Origin of the sequence: Runella salmonicolor (genome assembly GCF_024158025.1) — a bacterium.
GTDB classification, from domain to species: domain Bacteria; phylum Bacteroidota; class Bacteroidia; order Cytophagales; family Spirosomataceae; genus Runella; species Runella salmonicolor.
In genome coordinates, this window is sequence record NZ_JAMZEL010000005.1 from 196,842 (window position 1) to 214,925 (window position 18,084).

18 protein-coding genes are annotated in these 18,084 nt (G+C 46.3%); 7 read left to right on the forward strand and 11 right to left on the reverse strand.

The features are described 5' to 3' along the window. Positions 1 to 5 precede the first annotated feature (5 nt). Positions 6 to 1,130 carry an alkane 1-monooxygenase gene (locus NCI00_RS14255; protein ID WP_253528629.1) on the reverse strand — a complete coding sequence of 375 codons (1,125 nt, stop codon included), beginning with the start codon at positions 1,128 to 1,130 and terminating at the stop codon, positions 6 to 8. A gap of 228 nt (positions 1,131 to 1,358) precedes the next feature. On the opposite strand from NCI00_RS14255, the gene NCI00_RS14260 reads away from it, so the two are divergent. From NCI00_RS14260 to NCI00_RS14275, 4 genes are read left to right on the forward strand one after another with little or no spacing between them, the layout of a single operon-like run. After that, the gene (locus tag NCI00_RS14260) at positions 1,359 to 2,108 is read left to right on the forward strand and encodes a hypothetical protein (RefSeq protein ID WP_253528630.1); all 750 of its coding nucleotides are present in this window, start codon (positions 1,359 to 1,361) and stop codon (positions 2,106 to 2,108) included. Positions 2,109 to 2,117: 9 nt separating this feature from the next. Continuing rightward, a complete protein-coding gene (locus NCI00_RS14265; RefSeq protein WP_253528631.1) occupies positions 2,118 to 2,531 on the forward strand; it encodes a DUF2846 domain-containing protein in 414 nt (137 codons plus the stop codon). Next, positions 2,528 to 3,547, forward strand: a complete 1,020-nt coding sequence (locus NCI00_RS14270) for a sensor histidine kinase (RefSeq protein WP_253528632.1) — start codon at positions 2,528 to 2,530, stop codon at positions 3,545 to 3,547. The genes NCI00_RS14265 and NCI00_RS14270 overlap by 4 nt, the downstream gene beginning before the upstream one ends. A 10-nt stretch (positions 3,548 to 3,557) precedes the next feature. Then, on the forward strand, positions 3,558 to 4,235 hold the full coding sequence (locus tag NCI00_RS14275; RefSeq protein ID WP_166556542.1) for a LytR/AlgR family response regulator transcription factor: 678 nt from the start codon (positions 3,558 to 3,560) through the stop codon (positions 4,233 to 4,235). A 9-nt stretch (positions 4,236 to 4,244) separates the two neighbouring features. On the opposite strand, the gene NCI00_RS14280 is transcribed toward NCI00_RS14275, so the two are convergent. The 3 genes from NCI00_RS14280 to gcvP form a co-directional block, all read right to left on the reverse strand. Beyond that, on the reverse strand, positions 4,245 to 5,555 hold the full coding sequence (locus NCI00_RS14280; protein ID WP_253528634.1) for a cryptochrome/photolyase family protein: 1,311 nt from the start codon (positions 5,553 to 5,555) through the stop codon (positions 4,245 to 4,247). Positions 5,556 to 5,615: 60 nt separating this feature from the next. Beyond that, the gene (locus NCI00_RS14285; protein WP_114463424.1) at positions 5,616 to 6,032 is read right to left on the reverse strand and encodes a CBS domain-containing protein; all 417 of its coding nucleotides are present in this window, start codon (positions 6,030 to 6,032) and stop codon (positions 5,616 to 5,618) included. A 180-nt stretch (positions 6,033 to 6,212) separates the two neighbouring features. Continuing rightward, the gene (gene gcvP, locus NCI00_RS14290; RefSeq protein ID WP_253528636.1) at positions 6,213 to 9,092 is read right to left on the reverse strand and encodes an aminomethyl-transferring glycine dehydrogenase; all 2,880 of its coding nucleotides are present in this window, start codon (positions 9,090 to 9,092) and stop codon (positions 6,213 to 6,215) included. Positions 9,093 to 9,286: 194 nt separating this feature from the next. On the opposite strand from gcvP, the gene NCI00_RS14295 reads away from it, so the two are divergent. The 3 genes from NCI00_RS14295 to NCI00_RS14305 all read left to right on the forward strand — a co-directional run bounded on the left by NCI00_RS14295 (position 9,287) and on the right by NCI00_RS14305 (position 12,510). Then, complete coding sequence (locus NCI00_RS14295; protein WP_253528637.1) at positions 9,287 to 10,966, forward strand: GH39 family glycosyl hydrolase; 1,680 nt, start codon at positions 9,287 to 9,289, stop codon at positions 10,964 to 10,966. 210 nt (positions 10,967 to 11,176) lie between these two features. Then, complete coding sequence (locus tag NCI00_RS14300; RefSeq protein WP_253528638.1) at positions 11,177 to 11,506, forward strand: hypothetical protein; 330 nt, start codon at positions 11,177 to 11,179, stop codon at positions 11,504 to 11,506. Positions 11,507 to 11,508: 2 nt separating this feature from the next. Further along, positions 11,509 to 12,510, forward strand: coding sequence for a hypothetical protein (locus tag NCI00_RS14305; protein ID WP_253528639.1), 1,002 nt, complete (start codon positions 11,509 to 11,511; stop codon positions 12,508 to 12,510). 100 nt (positions 12,511 to 12,610) lie between these two features. On the opposite strand, the gene NCI00_RS14310 is transcribed toward NCI00_RS14305, so the two are convergent. From NCI00_RS14310 to NCI00_RS14340, 7 genes are all read right to left on the reverse strand, one after another. After that, positions 12,611 to 12,949, reverse strand: coding sequence for a XisI protein (locus NCI00_RS14310; RefSeq protein ID WP_253528640.1), 339 nt, complete (start codon positions 12,947 to 12,949; stop codon positions 12,611 to 12,613). Between the two features lie 10 nt (positions 12,950 to 12,959). Next, positions 12,960 to 13,229, reverse strand: a complete 270-nt coding sequence (locus NCI00_RS14315; RefSeq protein WP_253528641.1) for a hypothetical protein — start codon at positions 13,227 to 13,229, stop codon at positions 12,960 to 12,962. 260 nt (positions 13,230 to 13,489) lie between these two features. Continuing rightward, positions 13,490 to 13,903, reverse strand: coding sequence for a PIN domain-containing protein (locus NCI00_RS14320; protein ID WP_253528642.1), 414 nt, complete (start codon positions 13,901 to 13,903; stop codon positions 13,490 to 13,492). Further along, positions 13,900 to 14,145: a hypothetical protein gene (locus tag NCI00_RS14325; RefSeq protein ID WP_253528643.1), complete on the reverse strand. Its 246-nt coding sequence runs from the start codon at positions 14,143 to 14,145 to the stop codon at positions 13,900 to 13,902. The genes NCI00_RS14320 and NCI00_RS14325 overlap by 4 nt, the downstream gene beginning before the upstream one ends. A 252-nt stretch (positions 14,146 to 14,397) precedes the next feature. Then, positions 14,398 to 15,915: a 4-hydroxyphenylacetate 3-hydroxylase family protein gene (locus tag NCI00_RS14330; RefSeq protein WP_253528644.1), complete on the reverse strand. Its 1,518-nt coding sequence runs from the start codon at positions 15,913 to 15,915 to the stop codon at positions 14,398 to 14,400. A 99-nt stretch (positions 15,916 to 16,014) separates the two neighbouring features. Then, entirely contained in the window at positions 16,015 to 16,770 is a 756-nt protein-coding gene (locus tag NCI00_RS14335; protein ID WP_253528645.1) for an enoyl-CoA hydratase/isomerase family protein, read from the reverse strand. Between the two features lie 47 nt (positions 16,771 to 16,817). Then, positions 16,818 to 17,990 (reverse strand): hydroxymethylglutaryl-CoA reductase, encoded by a 1,173-nt coding sequence (locus tag NCI00_RS14340; protein WP_253528646.1) that lies wholly within the window; start codon positions 17,988 to 17,990, stop codon positions 16,818 to 16,820. Between the last annotated feature and the right edge of the window lie 94 nt (positions 17,991 to 18,084).

Below are 18,084 nucleotides of genomic sequence, written 5' to 3' on the forward strand. Positions count from 1 at the left end.
CTTTTTTATCGGCTCTCTGCCATCTCCCGCACCACCTGCGCAATGTACTGCGAATCATAAGCATAGCCCTGCCATTGCTCCAAACGCTTATCCATGACCGAAAACCACAGTGGCGGCACGCTCGCCATCAAAATCATGAGCGGATAGCCGAAAGGCAACTGCGGACTTTCGTCAAAATGCCGCAACACCTGATACGGCCGCGAGGCGTAGGCGTGGTGGTCGGAGTGCCGCTGAAGTTGAAATAATACAAGATTACTAAACAAATGATTGGCATTCCAGGAATGGAGTGGATTGACACGCTCGTATTTGCCCGGGGCCATTTCCCGACGCACAATGCCGTAATGCTCAATGTAATTAACACTTTCCAGCAGCAATACCGCCACCAAACTCTGCCCCCAAAGGAACGGAATCACTTCCCAAGCGAAACGCCCCACTTTCCAACTGCCCAGGGCGGTCAATATACCGCAAAACAGCAAGGGACACAGTACCGCCCAAATCATGTTGTTTTTGACACTCCAAAAAGGAAGATTAGCTTTTTTCAGCAATCGTTTCTCGATCGCCAACGCACTCCGAAAACTTCCCGTCACGCTCTGCCACCAAAACGCATACAACGATTGCCCTTTGCGGGCCGTAGCAGGGTCGTGCGGGGTAGCTACCCACACGTGGTGACCGCGATTGTGCTCAATGAAAAAGTGCATGTAGCACACCGTCATTAAGGTAAATTTGGCGTGAAACTGTGCCGTTTTGCTGGTTCGATGCCCCAACTCATGCGCTACGTTGATCATGGTTCCCGCAAAAATCCCCAGCGATAGCACATAGCCTATCCACTGAAAAAACGTCATTTCATAGGTCAGAATAGCAAATACTGCCAAAACCAATTGAATCAGATGTACATACACCAACGAAAACACCACCCCATCAAAAAAACGGTCGTACATTAGTTGTTCCATGTCTTCTTTACCAGCGTTGTTTTTGTCTTTCCCCATGAGAGCATCCACCAACGGCACCAAACCGTAAGCAAACAGCACGCCCGTCCACGTAAATTGTCCGTGGGTGAGAATGAATACACCGTTTGACAGCAGTATCATGAGGTAAATAGACAAAAAACCGAGTTTTTTAAAAGCGCTCATCGTTCATCTTAGGCTAAGGGTTGAAGCAGTGCTTATTTATTCAAAGTTACTGTAAAACAACCTTTTCACCTCAAAGTTATTGAGTTTGCCCACAAACTCCGCTGCTTTGGCCACAAACCTTTGCTAAAGCATCCATCAGTAGGTTGATTTGTATCGTCTAACTGGCACGCCTGTTAACAGCCCTGAAAAATTTCTACAATCCTTTGAAAGATAACCAGTACAACTTTTATGAAATTATTTTGTCTATTCCCCCTGATTGTTTTTAGCACGTTTATCAAAAGCAACGCCCAACAGGATTCTGTGGCCATTCCCGATCCTGATGAGTTTAAATGGCATTCACATATTTACATCGGAGCGCCGTTCGTCAATTTTAACATAACGCATTATCCACACCTGAGGCAGGCATTTAAAAGTCAGGGGGTTGGGTACTCAGCCGTCCAATTCAACACCATCGCTTCCTACGGCGGTGCTTTGCAGGGAGGTCGTTATAAGTTTGGGATAGAAGCCATCTATGGGCTACCAGGAAGCGATACAAAAAAACAAACCAAAGTCACTGGGAGTTATATTGCGTACTTGTTGAATGCTGGCTATGCCGTTTTTTTTGAGCGAAACCGGCAGTATTTTATCAACATAGGGGTAGGCAGGGTTGAATCCACCGCCAGCGTATATACAACCGATGCTTCCCAAACACTGGCCTTTAATAATCTCCTTTCCACACCCATCGTTGGGCAATCGCCCGCGTTAGTACACCGAAACACCTTTTTTGAACTTTCACTGGAGCGAACCATCCGGCCCACTCGCCCCGTCAGCCTAAACTCGGTCTTTCGGATAGGCTACCGCTTGGGAATAAACACCGTACCCTGGAAAACAGACAATAATATCCTCCTTTCCAACGCTCCCGTTGACCGCATACATCAGGTATTTATCCAAAGCATCTTCGTCATCAGCAAAAGCCATAAACGGAAGTCAAAAGTCTGATATACAGCCATGAAACTCCGAACAATTATGCTGCTTTGGCTTTACTTTCCTGGTTTTGGAGAGGAGCCGCCCTCCGCCGAACGGGCCTCAGTGGTACTGTACCGAAGAAAAGATTATTTTGGCTCAGACTTTACGGTGAAAATAAACAGTCAGGTGGTTACGCAACGGTTCAGCAATAACGAATACTTTCGGCTGGAAGTCCCTGCGGGGAAAATTAGGATAGAGACCGAAGGCGACTTTATTACCGAAAAGAAAAGCATGATATTTACCGTTAATGCCAACGAAACGCTTTTTTTGAAAGGCATTGTCGATTATGATTACCTGAGCAATGCCCTCTATTTTAAACGTACCGCCAGTGACCAAGCGGCCAAAGAAATGACCAAATTGAAACCAGACGAAACCGCCCTCAAAAAAATCGAATGAAACCCTTCCCTTACAGCCGCTTAGTGTTCCTGTTGTTGACGGTTACGTTCAGCGGTTACCTTGGGTTTTTGCTGTACGTAAGCCTAAAAACGCAATTCAGCAATGATGGAGAAAGCCTGAGCGGATTCGGTAAGTTTTTGGCGAGCTATGTACTGTTGGTCGCGGGAGTTTGGACAATAGGCTGGCTCAATTATCGCGGTCCTTTTCGGTGGTGGTTTTTAGCCTCCGAAAAACGTTGGTGGTATTGGACGTGGATAGTGGCCCTCACGTGGTTGGTGTTTGAACTACTGCAGTTCCGTCAAGACAGAGAGCTCGAATTTGTGGACGAAAACAGCCTTGTCACGCTGGTTCTGATGGGAATCATCATCGGTTTTGGCTACATCGCCGATGCTTTTCGGGCACGTCGGGAGCAGTTGGTGTTGCAGCAACAAAAAACGGAAGCCGAACTGACCGCGCTGAAATCGCAGATCAACCCCCATTTTTTGTTTAATACCCTCAATACGATCTACAATGAAGCCGCCGGAGCCAACAACGACACCGTTGCTGATTTGGTACAACAATTGGCGGGTATCATGCGCTTTACCTTGCAGGAATCAGCCAAACCGTATATCAGTATTGAAAGTGAGTTGGCTTTTTTGGACAAATACCTCACTCTGCAACGCGCCCGATTGCCCCACCGTGACAGCATTCGCTTAGACATCCGCATTGACTACGACGGCCAGCCTGCCCAAATCGCCCCGTTGCTGTTGATTCCCTTTGTGGAAAACGCGTTTCAGTACGGCATCAGCATGGAGCACCCATGTTTTATTCGTATGAAGCTATACGTTGAAAATCAGACCCTTGATTTCTATCTTCAAAATAGCACAATAGCAAAGGAAGCCCATCGCAAAGGCCACGGCGTGGGCATCGCCAATGTACAACAACGCCTGAAATTACTGTATGCCCACCGACATACGCTGAAGATAAAAGAAGAAAACAGCGTTTTTGAAATACATTTACAAGTGGATCTTTACTGATTTTGAAACGATGATTGCCATTGCCCTTGATGATGAACCCGCTGCCCTCGAAATCTTGCGCCGGCACGCCGAAAAAGTACCCTTTATCAGCCTCACACACACGTTTGTAAGTACGGCAGATGCTTTGGCATTTCTGGGCCAAAATACCGTTGATGTTTTGTTTTTGGACGTACAAATGCCCGATATGCTCGGAACAGACTTTGCCCGATTGCTCAATAATACTAAAACACACATCATTTTTGTGACAGCATATCCTGATTATGCCGTGGAAGGTTTTGCATTGCACGCCCTAGATTATCTGCTCAAACCCGTCGAGTTCGGGCGCTTTTTGCAGGCTTGCAACCGCGCACTGGGACAACACTCCAAAAAAACGGGTGAGTCGTCGGGTATCTTTGTCAAAGACGGCTACGATTGGGTCAGGGTCAATGTGGACGAAATCCTGTATATTCAGTCAGACACCAACCTGCTGTTTATCCACGAACGCACCCGCAAGGTTACGACCCGCATGACGCTCAATGAAATGCTGGCCCAGCTGCCGCCCGACCGCTTTTTGCGCATTCATAAATCGTATTTGGTGGCGCTCAACGCCATTCAGAAAATGGAACGCCATCAGGTAACAGTAGGCAATGTCACCATTCCGCTGGCGGGGAGTTATAAAGGAGAATTGGAAGCGCGGCTGTTGAAGTGACAAAAACAATTATATTCCTTTCAACCCCTTCTGATACACTTTCAAACACCGCTCCCGCGCAAAAGCGTGGTCAACGATGGGCTGCGGATACTCAAAACTATTGATTTCAGGAACCCATTTTTTAATGTAAACAAGCTGTGGGTCAAACTTTTGGGTTTGAGAAGTGGGATTAAAAATCCGAAAATAAGGCGCTGCATCCGTTCCAGAGCCCGACGCCCACTGCCAGCCACCGTTGTTGGCCGATAAATCATAATCCAATAGTTTTTGGGCAAAATAGGCTTCGCCCCAACGCCAGTCAATGAGCAGATGTTTGGTCAGAAAACTCGCCACCACCATCCGGACGCGGTTGTGCATAAAACCAGTGGCGTTGAGTTCACGCATTCCGGCATCCACAATCGGGTAGCCCGTACGGCCTTCGCACCACGCCTGAAATTGGGCATCATCGTGTCGCCATTCAATTTTATCGTACTCGGGCCGGAAGGCTCTGCCCTGCCCTACGTGCGGAAAATGCCAGAGAATCTGCATGTAAAAATCCCGCCAAATCAGTTCGTTCAGAAAGGTTTCGTTCAACGTTTGGGCTTTACGGGCCAATTCTCGAATCGAAATAGTGCCAAACCGCAAGTGTACACTCAACCGCGAAATGCCCTGAATCGACGGTATATCCCGACGTTCTTTGTAGTTTTCAATGAGTTCTTTTCGGACTTCTTTCCCCGGAAACGGCTGGCCTACTGCCTCAAATCCCATGCGTTGGAGCGACGGAATTTCCAACGGCTGCGTCTTCAGAAAAGCATCAAAATACGCCTCCGTCGGGTAAGAGCGCAGATAAAAATCGTTGACGGTTTCTTTCCACTTGCGACTGTAAGGCGTAAAAACAGTATAAGGCGTTCCCGCGCCGCTTAGCACTTCACTTTTTTCAAATATACACTGGTCTTTGTGGGTATAAAAAGCCGTCCCTCGACTGTTCAAAAACTCACCGATGGCTTTGTCGCGGGCAAGGGCGTAGGGTTCGTAATCGTGATTGGTATGCACTTCAGCGATGTCGTATTCGTCCGAAAGCTGCTGCCATACTTCTGAGGGCTTGCCGTATTTGACAATGAGTGTACTGCCGAGTTGCGTTAATTGCGTTTGAAGTTCATGAATGGCCAGATGAATAAACTCTACCCGACGGTCTTTTTTGTCCTCCAATTGGTCCAAAATCTCGGTATCAAAAATAAACACGGGCAAAACTGGATTGCCTGACTTGAGCGCGTGATACAATCCTGCATTGTCGTGTAAGCGCAAATCGCGACGAAACCAAAAAAGCGTAAGAGGAGTATGCATAAAAAAAACGGCGTATTTGTATTGCTACAAACCACGCCGTTTGGTAGATTGTTTTAAAAGCTAGTATTGTTCCAGCATATATTTTATCACGTCGGTGGTGGTCACGATGCCCGCCAAATGACCATTTTCAACCACTGGTAGAGCGTGGTATTCTTCGGTCGTAAGGATTTCGGCCACTTCTCTGATGCTCAGAGAAGCCTCTACCGTACGCGGCTTTTGGGTCATCACTTGTTGAATGGAAAGCATTTCTAAAATGGCCTCGTCGGCTCCCTCCTGATTCTCAAACAACGAACTGAATGTTAGCCGATTAATGTCCGTGCTACTTATGATTCCTACCACTTCTGTCCCGTCCAAAACGGGCAAGTGACGAATGTGATTCTTTTTAACTAATTCAATTACTTCGTGTAAATCGTCGGTTACTTTTACGGTAAACACGTTTTTGGTCATGATGTGCGAAACTGGTTCTCTTCTTTTCATTGGGAAATTGTTTTTTGTGATGTTCAATATTCACCATTTCCCGCCAAATGCTTTATGACCAACAACATCCCCAAAAAATGCTTTTTGTCATTTTCAATAAAAATCCCCCGACCGCCAAAGCAACCGAGGGATTTATTAATTGGTGTCAGTTATCAACAACCAAAAATCTGGTTTAATTGATTATGCTTCTGCCTGCGCGTATTCTTCAACTGGCACACATGCGCACACCAAGTGACGGTCACCATAGGCCGAATCGATGCGGCTTACGCTTGGCCAAAACTTATTGAAACGCAAATGAGGTAACGGGAAAGCCGCTCTCTCGCGAGTGTAAGGGCGCTCCCAATTTTCGGTCAATACCACGCGTGCCGTGTGAGGGGCATTTTTCAGAACGTTATCGGCTTTATCGGCAATACCTTCTTCCACTTCGCGGATTTCGGCACGGATGCTTAACAGTGCATCGCAAAAACGGTCTAGTTCTGCTTTTGACTCCGATTCTGTTGGTTCAATCATCAGCGTACCCGCTACCGGGAACGACAAAGTGGGCGCGTGGAATCCATAGTCCATCAAGCGCTTGGCCAAATCTTCGGCTTCAATACCCGACGCTTTGAACGGCCGACAGTCCACAATCATTTCGTGCGCACAACGATTGTTTGCTCCCGTGTACAGGATTTCAAATTGACCGTCTCCCGCCAAGCGTTGCTTGATGTAGTTGGCGTTCAAAATCGCCATTTTGGTGGCATTGGTCAACCCTTCTCCTCCCATCATGGCAATGTAAGCGTGCGAAATGGTCAGGATGCTGGCAGAACCATAAGGTGCCGCCGAAACCGCCCCCGCCGCTTTTCCGTCGGTGAGGGTAACGTGGCTTGGCAAATGCTGCACCAAGTGCGCGGCTACGCCGATGGGCCCCATACCCGGGCCACCGCCACCGTGAGGAATACAGAATGTTTTGTGCAAGTTGAGGTGACAAACGTCCGCACCAATCGTGGCGGGGCTGGTCAAGCCTACCTGCGCGTTCATGTTTGCCCCGTCCATGTATACTTGTCCACCGTGATTGTGGATAACTTGGCAAATTTCAATGATACTTTCTTCAAAAACGCCGTGAGTCGAAGGATAAGTCACCATCAAACACGCCAACTCGTTGCTGTACTGCTCGGCTTTGGCTTTGAGGTCAGCTACGTCGATGTTTCCGCGTTCGTCGCATTTGGTCACCACCACTTTCATACCTGCCATCACGGCCGAAGCTGGGTTGGTGCCGTGCGCCGACGACGGAATCAAGGCCACGTTGCGGTGGCTGTCGCCGCGCGCCTCGTGGTACGCCCGAATCACCATCAAGCCCGCGTACTCGCCCTGCGCACCCGAGTTGGGTTGCAGCGACATGGCCGCGAAGCCCGTAATTTCGCACAGCCAATCGTTCAAATGTTTGAACAACAATTGATAACCTGCCGTTTGATTTACGGGGGCAAAAGGGTGCATCTTACCGAACTCAGGCCACGTAACGGGAATCATCTCGGCCGTAGCGTTGAGCTTCATTGTACAACTTCCCAACGAAATCATGGAATGAACCAACGATAAATCTTTGCTTTCCAACGACTTCAAATAACGAAGCATATCGTGCTCGGTATGGTACGTGCCGAATACGGGATGCGTCAAATAATCCGACTGACGGGCCAAATTCTCGGGGAAAGTTACGTCCACTTCGCTCGGAACCGTCATCTCAACGCCTTCGCCTGAAGCCGTGGCGAACAAATCCAAGATAGCAATCAAATCACTAAATGACTTTACTTCGTCAAACGAAACACCTACGTGCCCATTGGCGCTGTAACGTAAGTTAATCCAACGTTTTTCGGCTTCTTCGCGCAAGTTATCGGCATTGTGCACCTTTACCGTAACGGTATCAAAATAGTTTTGAGTCAACACTTCATAGCCCATGTGCGAGACCGAATCGGCAAATGCTTTGGTCAATCCGTGAATTTTGGAAGCAATCGCTTTCAAACCTTCGGGTCCGTGATAGACAGCGTATGCCGCCGCCATGACCGAAAGTAACACCTGAGCGGTGCAAATATTGGAAGTCGCTTTTTCGCGACGAATGTGTTGCTCGCGCGTTTGGAGCGCCATACGTAGCGCCCGATTTCCTTCGGCATCAATAGACACACCAATAATACGGCCTGGAATCTGACGCTTAAAGGCATCTTTTGTGGCGAAAAATGCCGCGTGAGGGCCACCGTAGCCCATCGGAACACCCAAACGCTGGGCCGAACCTACGACTACATCGGCGCCCATTTCACCGGGGGCTTTCAGCAAAGTAAGGCTTAATAAATCAGCGGCAACGGCCACAAAAATATTCAGTTCGTGCGCAGCAGCGATAAAATCGGTATAATCAATGACTTCACCGTCGGTAGCAGGATATTGCACCAACACGCCATAAATGGCAGGGTCGGTCAAATCTACCTTGGTATGGTCGCCCACTACTACGTTGATATTCAATGGAGTAGCACGGGTATAGATCAAATCAATGGTTTGGGGATGGCAACGGTCCGACACAAAGAACGTTTCCGCTTTTTTCTTGGCCGCCGGGCGAAGGCTGTGGAGCATCGTCATGGCTTCGGCGGCGGCGGTGGCTTCATCCAACAACGAGGCGTTGGCGATTTCCATGCCCGTCAGGTCAATGACCGCCGTTTGGAAATTGAGCAACATCTCAAGACGTCCCTGCGCAATTTCGGCTTGGTAAGGTGTATACGCCGTGTACCAAGCGGGATTTTCCAGAATATTCCGTAAAATCACATTGGGTACATTGGTATCATAATAACCTGTTCCGATGTAAGATTGAAAAATGCGGTTTTGACGCGCTACTTTTTTCAAATCGTTCAAAAAGTCAGATTCTGACTTCGGTGCGGGTAAGTTTAACGGTTGGGCCAGACGGATAGCCGCCGGCACTGTTTGCTCTATCAACTCGTCGAGCGTAGCTACGCCGACCGTTTTCAGCATTTCCTGTAAATCTTTGGGACTTTGGCCGTGGTGACGGCGCTCGAAGGATTCTTGTTGGTGAAGACTGATTTTCATCCGATTTATCAGAGCGGTATGTGAGTGTAAATTTTCGCAAAAATAGTCAAAAAAGAGGCCGCTTGTTGCCTTCTTTTCTTGGAAAAACAAAATTCAGGAAGTAAAGTTTATTCAATCCTGCTTATTAATAAATAAAGTCACAAAAAGGCTTACTTGAACCGTCATTACGTTCTCCTTTTAGTAATACTAAAAAAATGAAAAACATACCCTTCGCCAGAATTTTGATTTTGTGGTTTTGCTGCATAAGTGGTTGGGGACAAAAAGCCACCATCACGGTTGATTTCAGCCAAGAAATCGGCCCCATGCAACCCGCCTGGGCGTGGTTTGGCTACGACGAGCCGAATTATACCTACATGAAAGACGGCAAAAAATTATTGACCGAAATCGCCGCCCTCAGCCCCGTACCTGTATACGTACGCGCCCACAACCTGCTCACCACCGGCGACGGAACGCCAGCGCTGAAATGGGGTTCAACCAATGCCTACACCGAAGATGCGCAGGGAAATCCAAAATACGATTGGACGATTGTGGATAAAATATTCGATACCTACATCGAGCGCGGCATGAAACCGCTCGCTCAAATCGGCTTTATGCCAGAGGCCCTTTCGACCAAACCGCAACCCTATCGGCACAATTGGGTGCCCGGACAACCTTACAATACCATTTATACGGGCTGGACTTATCCACCCAAAGACTATAAAAAATGGGCCGAATTGGTCTATCAGTGGGTCAAACATTCGGTGGCGCGTTATGGGCAAAAAGAAGTGGAAAGCTGGTATTGGGAACTGTGGAACGAGCCCGACAGCCCTTATTGGAGTGGTACGGTACAGGAATATTGCAAATTGTACGATTACTCTGCCGACGCCGTACGACGCGCATTGCCCACAGCCAAAATCGGCGGCCCGCACGTAACTGGCCCAGCAGGACGCAGAGGGGGAAATTTTCTCAAAACTTTTTTAAAACACTGCACCCAAGACACCAACTACGTGACGGGCAAAATCGGTACGCCCCTGGATTTTGTGGCTTTTCACGCCAAAGGCGCGCCCAAACTCGTGAACGGGCACGTGCAGATGAACATGGGAACGCAGTTGCGCGATATTTCGTCGGGTTTTGAGATTGTGGCTTCGTTTCCTCAACTCAAAAATACGCCCATCATCATCGGAGAGTCTGACCCCGAAGGCTGCGCGGCCTGCGGCATGAAAACTGACCCGCAAAATGCCTACCGCAACGGTACCATGTATTCGAGCTACACTGCCGCTTCGTTTGCGCGAAAATATGCCTTGGCTGATTTGCACCAAGTCAATTTCAAAGGGGCGGTTTCGTGGTCGTTTGAGTTTGAAGACCAGCCTTGGTTCTACGGATTTCGGGATTTGGCCACCAACGGCGTGGATAAACCCGTTTTGAACGTATTCAGAATGTTTGGGATGATGAACGGCAAACGTGTGGACGTCAAAGGAAACTTGATGTACCCCACGCTGACGGTACGAGATTCCAGCATTCGCCGCGCCACTCCCGACACCGGCGGATTGGCCACCAAAGACGAAGGCACGGCAGCCGTGATGCTTTGGAATTACCACGACGATGATGTCGCAGGTACGGCAGCCACAATTGACCTAACCCTCAAAAACATTCCGGCTAAAAAAGTCAACATCACGCAGTACCGCATCGACAATGAGCACAGCAACAGCTACGAAGTGTGGAAGAAAATGGGCTCACCGACCAATCCCACGGCGGAACAAATCACCGAACTGGAAAAAGCGGGACAACTTGCCCGTTACGGCGAGTCCAAGCGCCAAACCGTAAAAGACGGGCAGTTAATTTTTTCAACCACGCTGCCTCGGCAGGGTGTGGGTTTGGTGATGGTGGAGTGGTGAGAACCGTATTAAGTAGCGGCAACAGCATTTACGATTCGAACGCTTCATGATGCCGGCATTGTAGCTTCGATTACCGGGTTTGAGATACAAATAGAAACAATCAATGATGCAGATGAAACTAATACAGCTTATGCCGATATTCTCCAGGAAGGTAATAAAATCATTGAATGTAAAAGCTGGACTCTCACTGGAAAAGCATTCCAAAATTTTGTGGCAGGAACATCGGGAAGTGTAACGCAATTTAAAACCTATCTCTCTGACCAAGCACGTGTTACCTCTATGAACCAACTTGAATACTGGTTTGATGGGAAAAAAGGAGTAACCGAAAGTCAAGTGAAAGAGAAGTTTAAGCAAATGATGTATAACGGAACAACATTGACAACGCAGGGAACTGCCGTTTTTAATGCTATTTGGGGGAATGTTGGGTTGAGGGGAAGTTTGTTTCCTAATATTTCAGACCCTATTGCAGGCAAAGATCGGTTTGAAGAAATTATAGAAAGCACCTCCAGTATTTTTTATAACTTTATTAAGGTTAAATAAATATGTTTAAGCTAAAAGAAAAAAAGAGAGATGTATATTCCTTTGAAATGAGAAAGGATAAGCTTCTATATCTTTCTCGCCAAAAAAGTTTGTGTTTTGATGACATTCTAATAAAAGAAGAAAATGTTTGTTGTTTTACATATGGATTGAAAGAATTTGTAATTTTTAGTTCTTTGAATTTAGATATTTATATATATGTAAATAACAAAGTTTCCTTATTGTTAGAAGGTTACAGTTTAAGTGAAAAAAAATATGGGGAGAGTAAAATAATCATTTCTAAAAGGGTATCAAGAGGGGTATTTCATAAGTATGTTTTTGACTTAAAAACCAGCAGTATTCTTAATGAAATAAAAAGTGAACCAGCTTTTAAATATTCAAATTTTGAAATTTATCAATTTGATATTACCCTAAAATCCCTATCTCTACTAACAGGCGAATACGAATGGGAAGTAGATTTGAGCGAGTACGGAGAAATAAGGTCTGTTCTTGCGGCAGTACAAGATAATTTGTGGGTGCTGGCAAATGATTATAAAAATAATCGTCATAGCCTGCTTCACCTTGATTCTAATTCGGGTCGAGTAATGCAGGTTTTGGGAGAAGGTTTAAGACTTTCAGATGCGCATGTCAAATACATCGAAGAAAAACAAACATTGCTGAGTTTTAAAAGTAGTATCAGTTCTGTTCCTTCTCCGAGTACGCTCATTGAAATAGATGCAAAAACAGGGGAAATACTTCGCAATGTAACGGTGGAGAGTATGTTAGAACCAAATCTAAAAGTAGGTATGTGGCAGTACCAAGATAACCAACTTTTTTTTACAGCCAATACCACCATGATGACCACCACTCATATTGGAGTATTGGATTATAATACCCTCGAACTATTGTGGTACACCGAAGTACCGGACCGCAAAGGATTATTAAAAGATATTCAGGTCAGCTCAGATAAAATATATGTTTTAGACCAAGTAGGCACTTTACACATTTTTGAAAAAGAAAGCGACTAAAATACAAATAGCACGAACGAGACATTCGCGTCATTCATAAAATATAGATCTCAAGAAAATTCAAACAAGCACCCAAATCACTAATGAGATTAGCGAACCATCAAGCCACAGCAAAATCAGTATAAGGACGGTGTGCTTTGGGGAAATAAGCCAATACAATTTCCTGCTTGCTGATTCCTTTTTCAAGCAATAGGTTAGCAATACCTATTTCGGTATTATCCTGTTGAATATGGATTTTCTCTCCCAAAATGTCAATGTGAAATACCACACTGAAAATATGTCGCTCACCTCGCCAACCTGTCCAGAGAAACTGATAGTGATGGTTTGTATCATCAATGACTGTCTCTGCCCAAACCTCCTGACTTGTTTGATGAAATTGACTTTTGTATTCGTTTAATACTTCAATGATTGCCTGCTGAAACTGTTTTATTCTATCCATTTTTTACAGTTTATAAAGAAAAATTTAAGTCTTCAGGAACGACCTGACGACAAGTTTCTTCATCATGTAAATCATAAAAATCAATATTATCAGGAATCTTCATCCTTGACACACGGAAAGCTTCTTTCGTCAAAACATTCCAAATAATCAAAATCCCCATCTGGGATGATTTAAACCCAAAATAGCCATAATGATATGTTTGGTTTTTAAATAGAAAACTTCCTTGCGGTTTATCAAAATCAATAGAGATTAAATTTTTTTCCCAGTCGATTATTTTCATTGATTTTTAATATTTACAAATAACTGGCTATCAATGTGTTGACCTGAGAACACAAATACAGAGAAGAACATCGGGGATGAAATAGCCTTTTTGCTCATGCGTAACATGAGTTATGTAAAGTGCTATTATTAAAATTGGAGAGATCAATTCGCCAAAATATAAAGCCAACAACTATAACTACGATAACACCAATCATAACATTACAAATTTTGATTTGAAATCTAGTGAAACTATGAGTTGATTTCCCTAATAGTTAACAATTAAGCATCAATCCAATTTTCCAATTGGATGCGTTCGAGGTTTTGAAAATCCTTCGTATTCCTCGTAACGAGCGTTAAGCCGTGTACTATAGATGTTGCCCCAATCAATAAATCAAATTCGCCTACTGGCCTACCTATGCGCCTAACGCTCGCTTTTTGTCTGGCATATTCATAAAGTACGTTACTTATCGGCAGTGTTCGACCCAAAAAGAGAGAACGGAGATTTTCAAAGCATTCGATATTTTCCTTCCGTTTGGTAGGGGCGCTGTTCTCTATTCCGTAGAGCAACTCAGCTATAGTAATTTCCGAAAGGAAGCACGATTTTGTACCTACTGCGGCAATTTTTTCTTTAATCCCGTATTCATTTTTAAGTAGATGAACACAGATATTAGTGTCGAGTAAGAATTGGTTCATAACTCAATTTCACGGGGACTATCATAGCGGGAATTGTGAATCATTGCGTTTAATTCATCGCCAGTTTCTTCACCTTTCCAGCTTCCTGCAACGCGCTCCAGTAATATTAATTCTTCGGCTTCACTCAGACCGCCAATTTCTTTATGCTCTTCCTTAGTAGAAAGCCCTAATCGCTGCGCTAATCCCTTTAACAAAGCAAAATCATTGTCGCTATGCGTTTCGATGGTGATTATATGAGTCATAATAGCCTCCTTTCTTTGATAATATCAAGCCTTCAATTTAATGTCTTTTTGCCAAATAGGCAAATTAGCGCGATTTATGCGGTGGAAGAGCTTCTTCATGCTGGGTTTGGTTGCATCAGGTATCATGGCTTTACGCTTCTTTTGAGGAGTGATTATTAACATACGATTGTTCTATGTTTGCCCGCATCATTCGAATGACATCCTTCAAACTTTGGTCGCCTTGTTTTTAGTGATAATCCGTAAAATATCAACTCAAGGCAACTCAAATACCCGTCCAAAATAACTCCCCGCCTCTTCCACCACCGCCTCTGTATCAGCCACTTCAATCCCCGCCAACACTTTGGCCAGACGTTTTTTGTATTCCAACTGCATCAAACGCGCAATTTGAATCCGCTGGGCTTGGGGCGAACCGGCCCCGTGCATGGACTCGGTGAGGTAGCCCACGGCATTGCGGCCCAAGGTCATGTTTTCAATGAGGCGAAACATCCGGAAGCGGTCTTCGGTCGGTACGTTGGGTTTGCCTTTGAGGTATTTTTTGAGAAGTTCGTGGGTTTCGGGGTTGTTGTAATCCTGTTCAGAAGGCAGCGTGACCATCCACCCACCTGCCAAATCCTGTGCCAAACGGCTGATTTCGTAGGGGAAACGCGTCACGTGATGTTTGCAGACATTGGCCAATACATCATCGGGTAAATACGCCCCCGATTCGGTTGGGTAGCCTTGGTACGACGCCGCAATGCCTGTGCCGTAAATGGTTTCGTTGAGGTGCGTCATTTCCACCAATTTATCTTTGATGTGGCTTGCTTTTTCGGCTCCGTTCATTTCCACGATAGAGGCCGCAGCCCCAATCAACACATCGCCCACGCCGCTTTTGCAAACATAACTCCGACGGTGATAGCACGTAAAACGCTCGACCAGCATCGACGCAAATTCGTATTCACCATCCATGAAAATCAGGTGATTAGGAATGAATACATCCTCAAAAATTACCATCGCTTCCTGTCCGCCAAAGTTGGCATTTCCTGCATCCATGCTGCCGCCTTCCATGCTGCGCGTATCGCACGATTGCCGTCCGTAGATGTACGTAATGCCAGGCGCATCTACGGGGACTGCGCCTACGATGGCGTAATCTTTGTCTTTTTCTCCCAACCGCATGGTGGGCATCACCAGTAGCCAATGCGAATTGAGACAGCCTGTTTGGTGCGCTTTGGCTCCCGTGATGTATACGCCTTCGGAGGTACGGCGGGTGATATGTACAAACAAATCAGGGTCAGCTTGCTCGTGCGGGGCTTTGCTACGGTCGCCTTTGACGTCGGTCATGGCACCGCCAATGACAAAATTGCGACGGTGCATTTCGGTCAAAAAAGCCACAAATCGCTCATGATAAAACGTTTTGTATTTTTTATCCATTTCAAACGTTGTCGAAAACAGCGCATTGAATGCATCCATCCCCACGCAACGCTGAAAGCACGTACCCGTATTTTGCCCGAGTTTGCGCTGCATTTTGCTTTGTAAGACCAAGTCATGAGCACTCGTCGAAATGTGTAGAAAACGATTGATACGCTCGCCAGTAAAAGGCGAAATGACCGACGCCAATTCAGGTTCCCGAAGCGCCAAATCATAGGTTTCGGCCACAGCATTCACCGACGGACGAATCATGGGATGCTCAGAGGGCTCTTCCACCAATTCCCCAAACAAATACACTTTCAGTTTGCGGCCTTTGAGACTTTCGTAGTAGTCTTGGGAGGTTTGGATTTTGTTAGTTGAAGACATAGTAGATTTTTTTAACCGCTGCGGCAGACCGCCACGAAGAGCATAAAGAATTACACAAAGAATACGATGAGTAATTTCACCTTTATAACAAGGTAATGGTTATTTATTCTTCTCAAAATTCCTTAAAAACTCTTCTCGGTCCGTGATTTTAAAATCGGCGTCCCATTCGTATTCCAAGCCACGATGCAGGCCGTGATGGGCCCCGAAATAGTACATCTTTTTCATAGCGGCAATGGTCTGGGCCGAGTTTCCAATGATTTTTCCCGCTACTTGATTCACGGTGGCTTCCAACTCCGCCAACGGCACCGATTTATTGACTAAACCAATTCGCTCGGCTTCTTTCCCCGACACGGGTTGCGCCGTAAACGACATTTCCATGGCCTTCATCAAACCTACTTTTTGTTGCAATCGCTGAGTCATTCCCCACTTGGGAGCAATGCCCCATTTGGTGTGCGTATCGCCAATTTGTGCCTCGTCGGCGGCATAGACCAAGTCGAATGCCATCATCAATTCCGTCGCCCCAGTGTAGCAATGTCCATTTACCTGCGCGATGGTCACTTGAGGCATGGATTGAAGCGCCAAAATAAACGCAACGCCCATTTCCATCACTTCAAAATTGGAGAAATGCCCGCCCTGAATACTTTCGTTGAGGGCTTTTAAATCTACTCCAGCCGACCACGCTCTGCCCGTACCCGTCACGATGAGTACTTTGACAGATTCGTCCAAAGCTACTTTTTGGGTCGCGTCGGTGAGCTCGGCGATGAGATTAGGACTGAGGGCGTTGAGCACCGATGGCCGATTGAACGTGATGCGGGCAATGCCGTCGGCTTGCGAAAAAAGAATGTCTTGATACATGATTTCAGGAGTTAGAAGTCAATATTCAGGAGTGAGAATGATGTATTTTAACGATTGCGGCCGTATTGCTCGTGACTGCTGACCCATTCGTTGGCCACGATGGCCGCGCCCAGTGACAACTCACCGCAAAGCACCGTTGCGGCCACAATTTCAGCTAATTTATTCACTTTTCCCGCACCATAGCAATCCATCATTTGCAAACACTCTCGTTGCGTAGGCAAACCCGTTCCACCGCCGTAAGTTGCTACAATAAGGGAAGGAATAGTAACGGAAAAATAGTAATCTCCGTTGGGTTTCAATTCTACATAAACGATGCCCGCTGAGGACTCGGCAACGTTGGCAACGTCTTGTCCGGTAGCGATAAAAATAGCTGTGATTCCATTGGCAAAATGTGACCCGTTGCTGACAGCATTGGATAACATCGACCCCGCGTTTGAATATTGTCGCTGCTTAAATAGCGCTTCACTACTTACGTGCATGATACCTTGCAGCAATTCGTTCGGAAGCGTAATCTCCGCTACCACGCGTTTACCGCGCGTTTGGAGGGTATTTAGGTGCGAATGTTTCTTGTCGGTATCCATGTTGGCGGCCATCGTGAAATGCTCCAACCCTTCGATGTTTTGGTCAAACACCCAATGACAGGCTCGGTGCGTGGCTTTGGTCACCATGTTTTGCCCAGCGGCATCGCCCGTAGAATAATTAAAGCGCAGCCAATGAAGTTTACCAACGGTATACTGCTCAATATCAATCAGTTTCCCGACCGACGTTGTTTCTTCCGCTTTGGTTTTTAATTCGTTAAAATGAGCGGTTACCCATTCTCCGAACGCCTTTGAATAACGGGCATTTTTGAAGACAAACAAGGGTGCGCGCTGCATGGCGTCGTCCATGACGGTGGTGGTAATGCCCCCCGCTTCGCGGCAAAGCTTCATACCACGGTTGTAGCTCGCCACCAAGGTCCCCTCCGTCGTAGCCAAAGGCACGTAAAAATCGCCTTGGGCGTATTCGCCGAGCACTTTTAGCGGCCCAGCGAAGCCAATGGGTACTTGCGCAACGCCCGCAAAGTTTTCGATATTGCCTTTTAGCACCGACGGCTCAAACGAATATTGCGCAAGGTGCTGAAAATCAACTCCTGTTTTCTCAGTCACAAACGTCCGACGCGCCTGTGCTATTTCAGAAGTATAATTGTCGGTCTTATCAATCGGTAGTTTTGCGTTATTCATGGGTAGAGGGTTGGAATACCAACAAAAATACCTTTTTTCTTTTGAAGTAAATAGTGTATTGATAAACCCCTCACCAACCCTTTCATAAACCAAA

Bases quoted from the DNA above. Each gene is read 5' to 3' on its own strand.
- NCI00_RS14255 (WP_253528629.1), bottom strand. From the start codon at position 1,130: ATGAGCGCTTTTAAAAAACTCGGTTTTTTGTCTATTTACCTCATGATA.
- NCI00_RS14260 (WP_253528630.1), top strand. From the start codon at position 1,359: ATGAAATTATTTTGTCTATTCCCCCTGATTGTTTTTAGCACGTTTATC.
- NCI00_RS14265 (WP_253528631.1), top strand. From the start codon at position 2,118: ATGAAACTCCGAACAATTATGCTGCTTTGGCTTTACTTTCCTGGTTTT.
- NCI00_RS14270 (WP_253528632.1), top strand. From the start codon at position 2,528: ATGAAACCCTTCCCTTACAGCCGCTTAGTGTTCCTGTTGTTGACGGTT.
- NCI00_RS14275 (WP_166556542.1), top strand. From the start codon at position 3,558: ATGATTGCCATTGCCCTTGATGATGAACCCGCTGCCCTCGAAATCTTG.
- NCI00_RS14280 (WP_253528634.1), bottom strand. From the start codon at position 5,555: ATGCATACTCCTCTTACGCTTTTTTGGTTTCGTCGCGATTTGCGCTTA.
- NCI00_RS14285 (WP_114463424.1), bottom strand. From the start codon at position 6,032: ATGAAAAGAAGAGAACCAGTTTCGCACATCATGACCAAAAACGTGTTT.
- gcvP (WP_253528636.1), bottom strand. From the start codon at position 9,092: ATGAAAATCAGTCTTCACCAACAAGAATCCTTCGAGCGCCGTCACCAC.
- NCI00_RS14295 (WP_253528637.1), top strand. From the start codon at position 9,287: ATGAAAAACATACCCTTCGCCAGAATTTTGATTTTGTGGTTTTGCTGC.
- NCI00_RS14305 (WP_253528639.1), top strand. From the start codon at position 11,509: ATGTTTAAGCTAAAAGAAAAAAAGAGAGATGTATATTCCTTTGAAATG.
- NCI00_RS14310 (WP_253528640.1), bottom strand. From the start codon at position 12,949: ATGGATAGAATAAAACAGTTTCAGCAGGCAATCATTGAAGTATTAAAC.
- NCI00_RS14315 (WP_253528641.1), bottom strand. From the start codon at position 13,229: ATGAAAATAATCGACTGGGAAAAAAATTTAATCTCTATTGATTTTGAT.
- NCI00_RS14320 (WP_253528642.1), bottom strand. From the start codon at position 13,903: ATGAACCAATTCTTACTCGACACTAATATCTGTGTTCATCTACTTAAA.
- NCI00_RS14325 (WP_253528643.1), bottom strand. From the start codon at position 14,145: ATGACTCATATAATCACCATCGAAACGCATAGCGACAATGATTTTGCT.
- NCI00_RS14330 (WP_253528644.1), bottom strand. From the start codon at position 15,915: ATGTCTTCAACTAACAAAATCCAAACCTCCCAAGACTACTACGAAAGT.
- NCI00_RS14335 (WP_253528645.1), bottom strand. From the start codon at position 16,770: ATGTATCAAGACATTCTTTTTTCGCAAGCCGACGGCATTGCCCGCATC.
- NCI00_RS14340 (WP_253528646.1), bottom strand. From the start codon at position 17,990: ATGAATAACGCAAAACTACCGATTGATAAGACCGACAATTATACTTCT.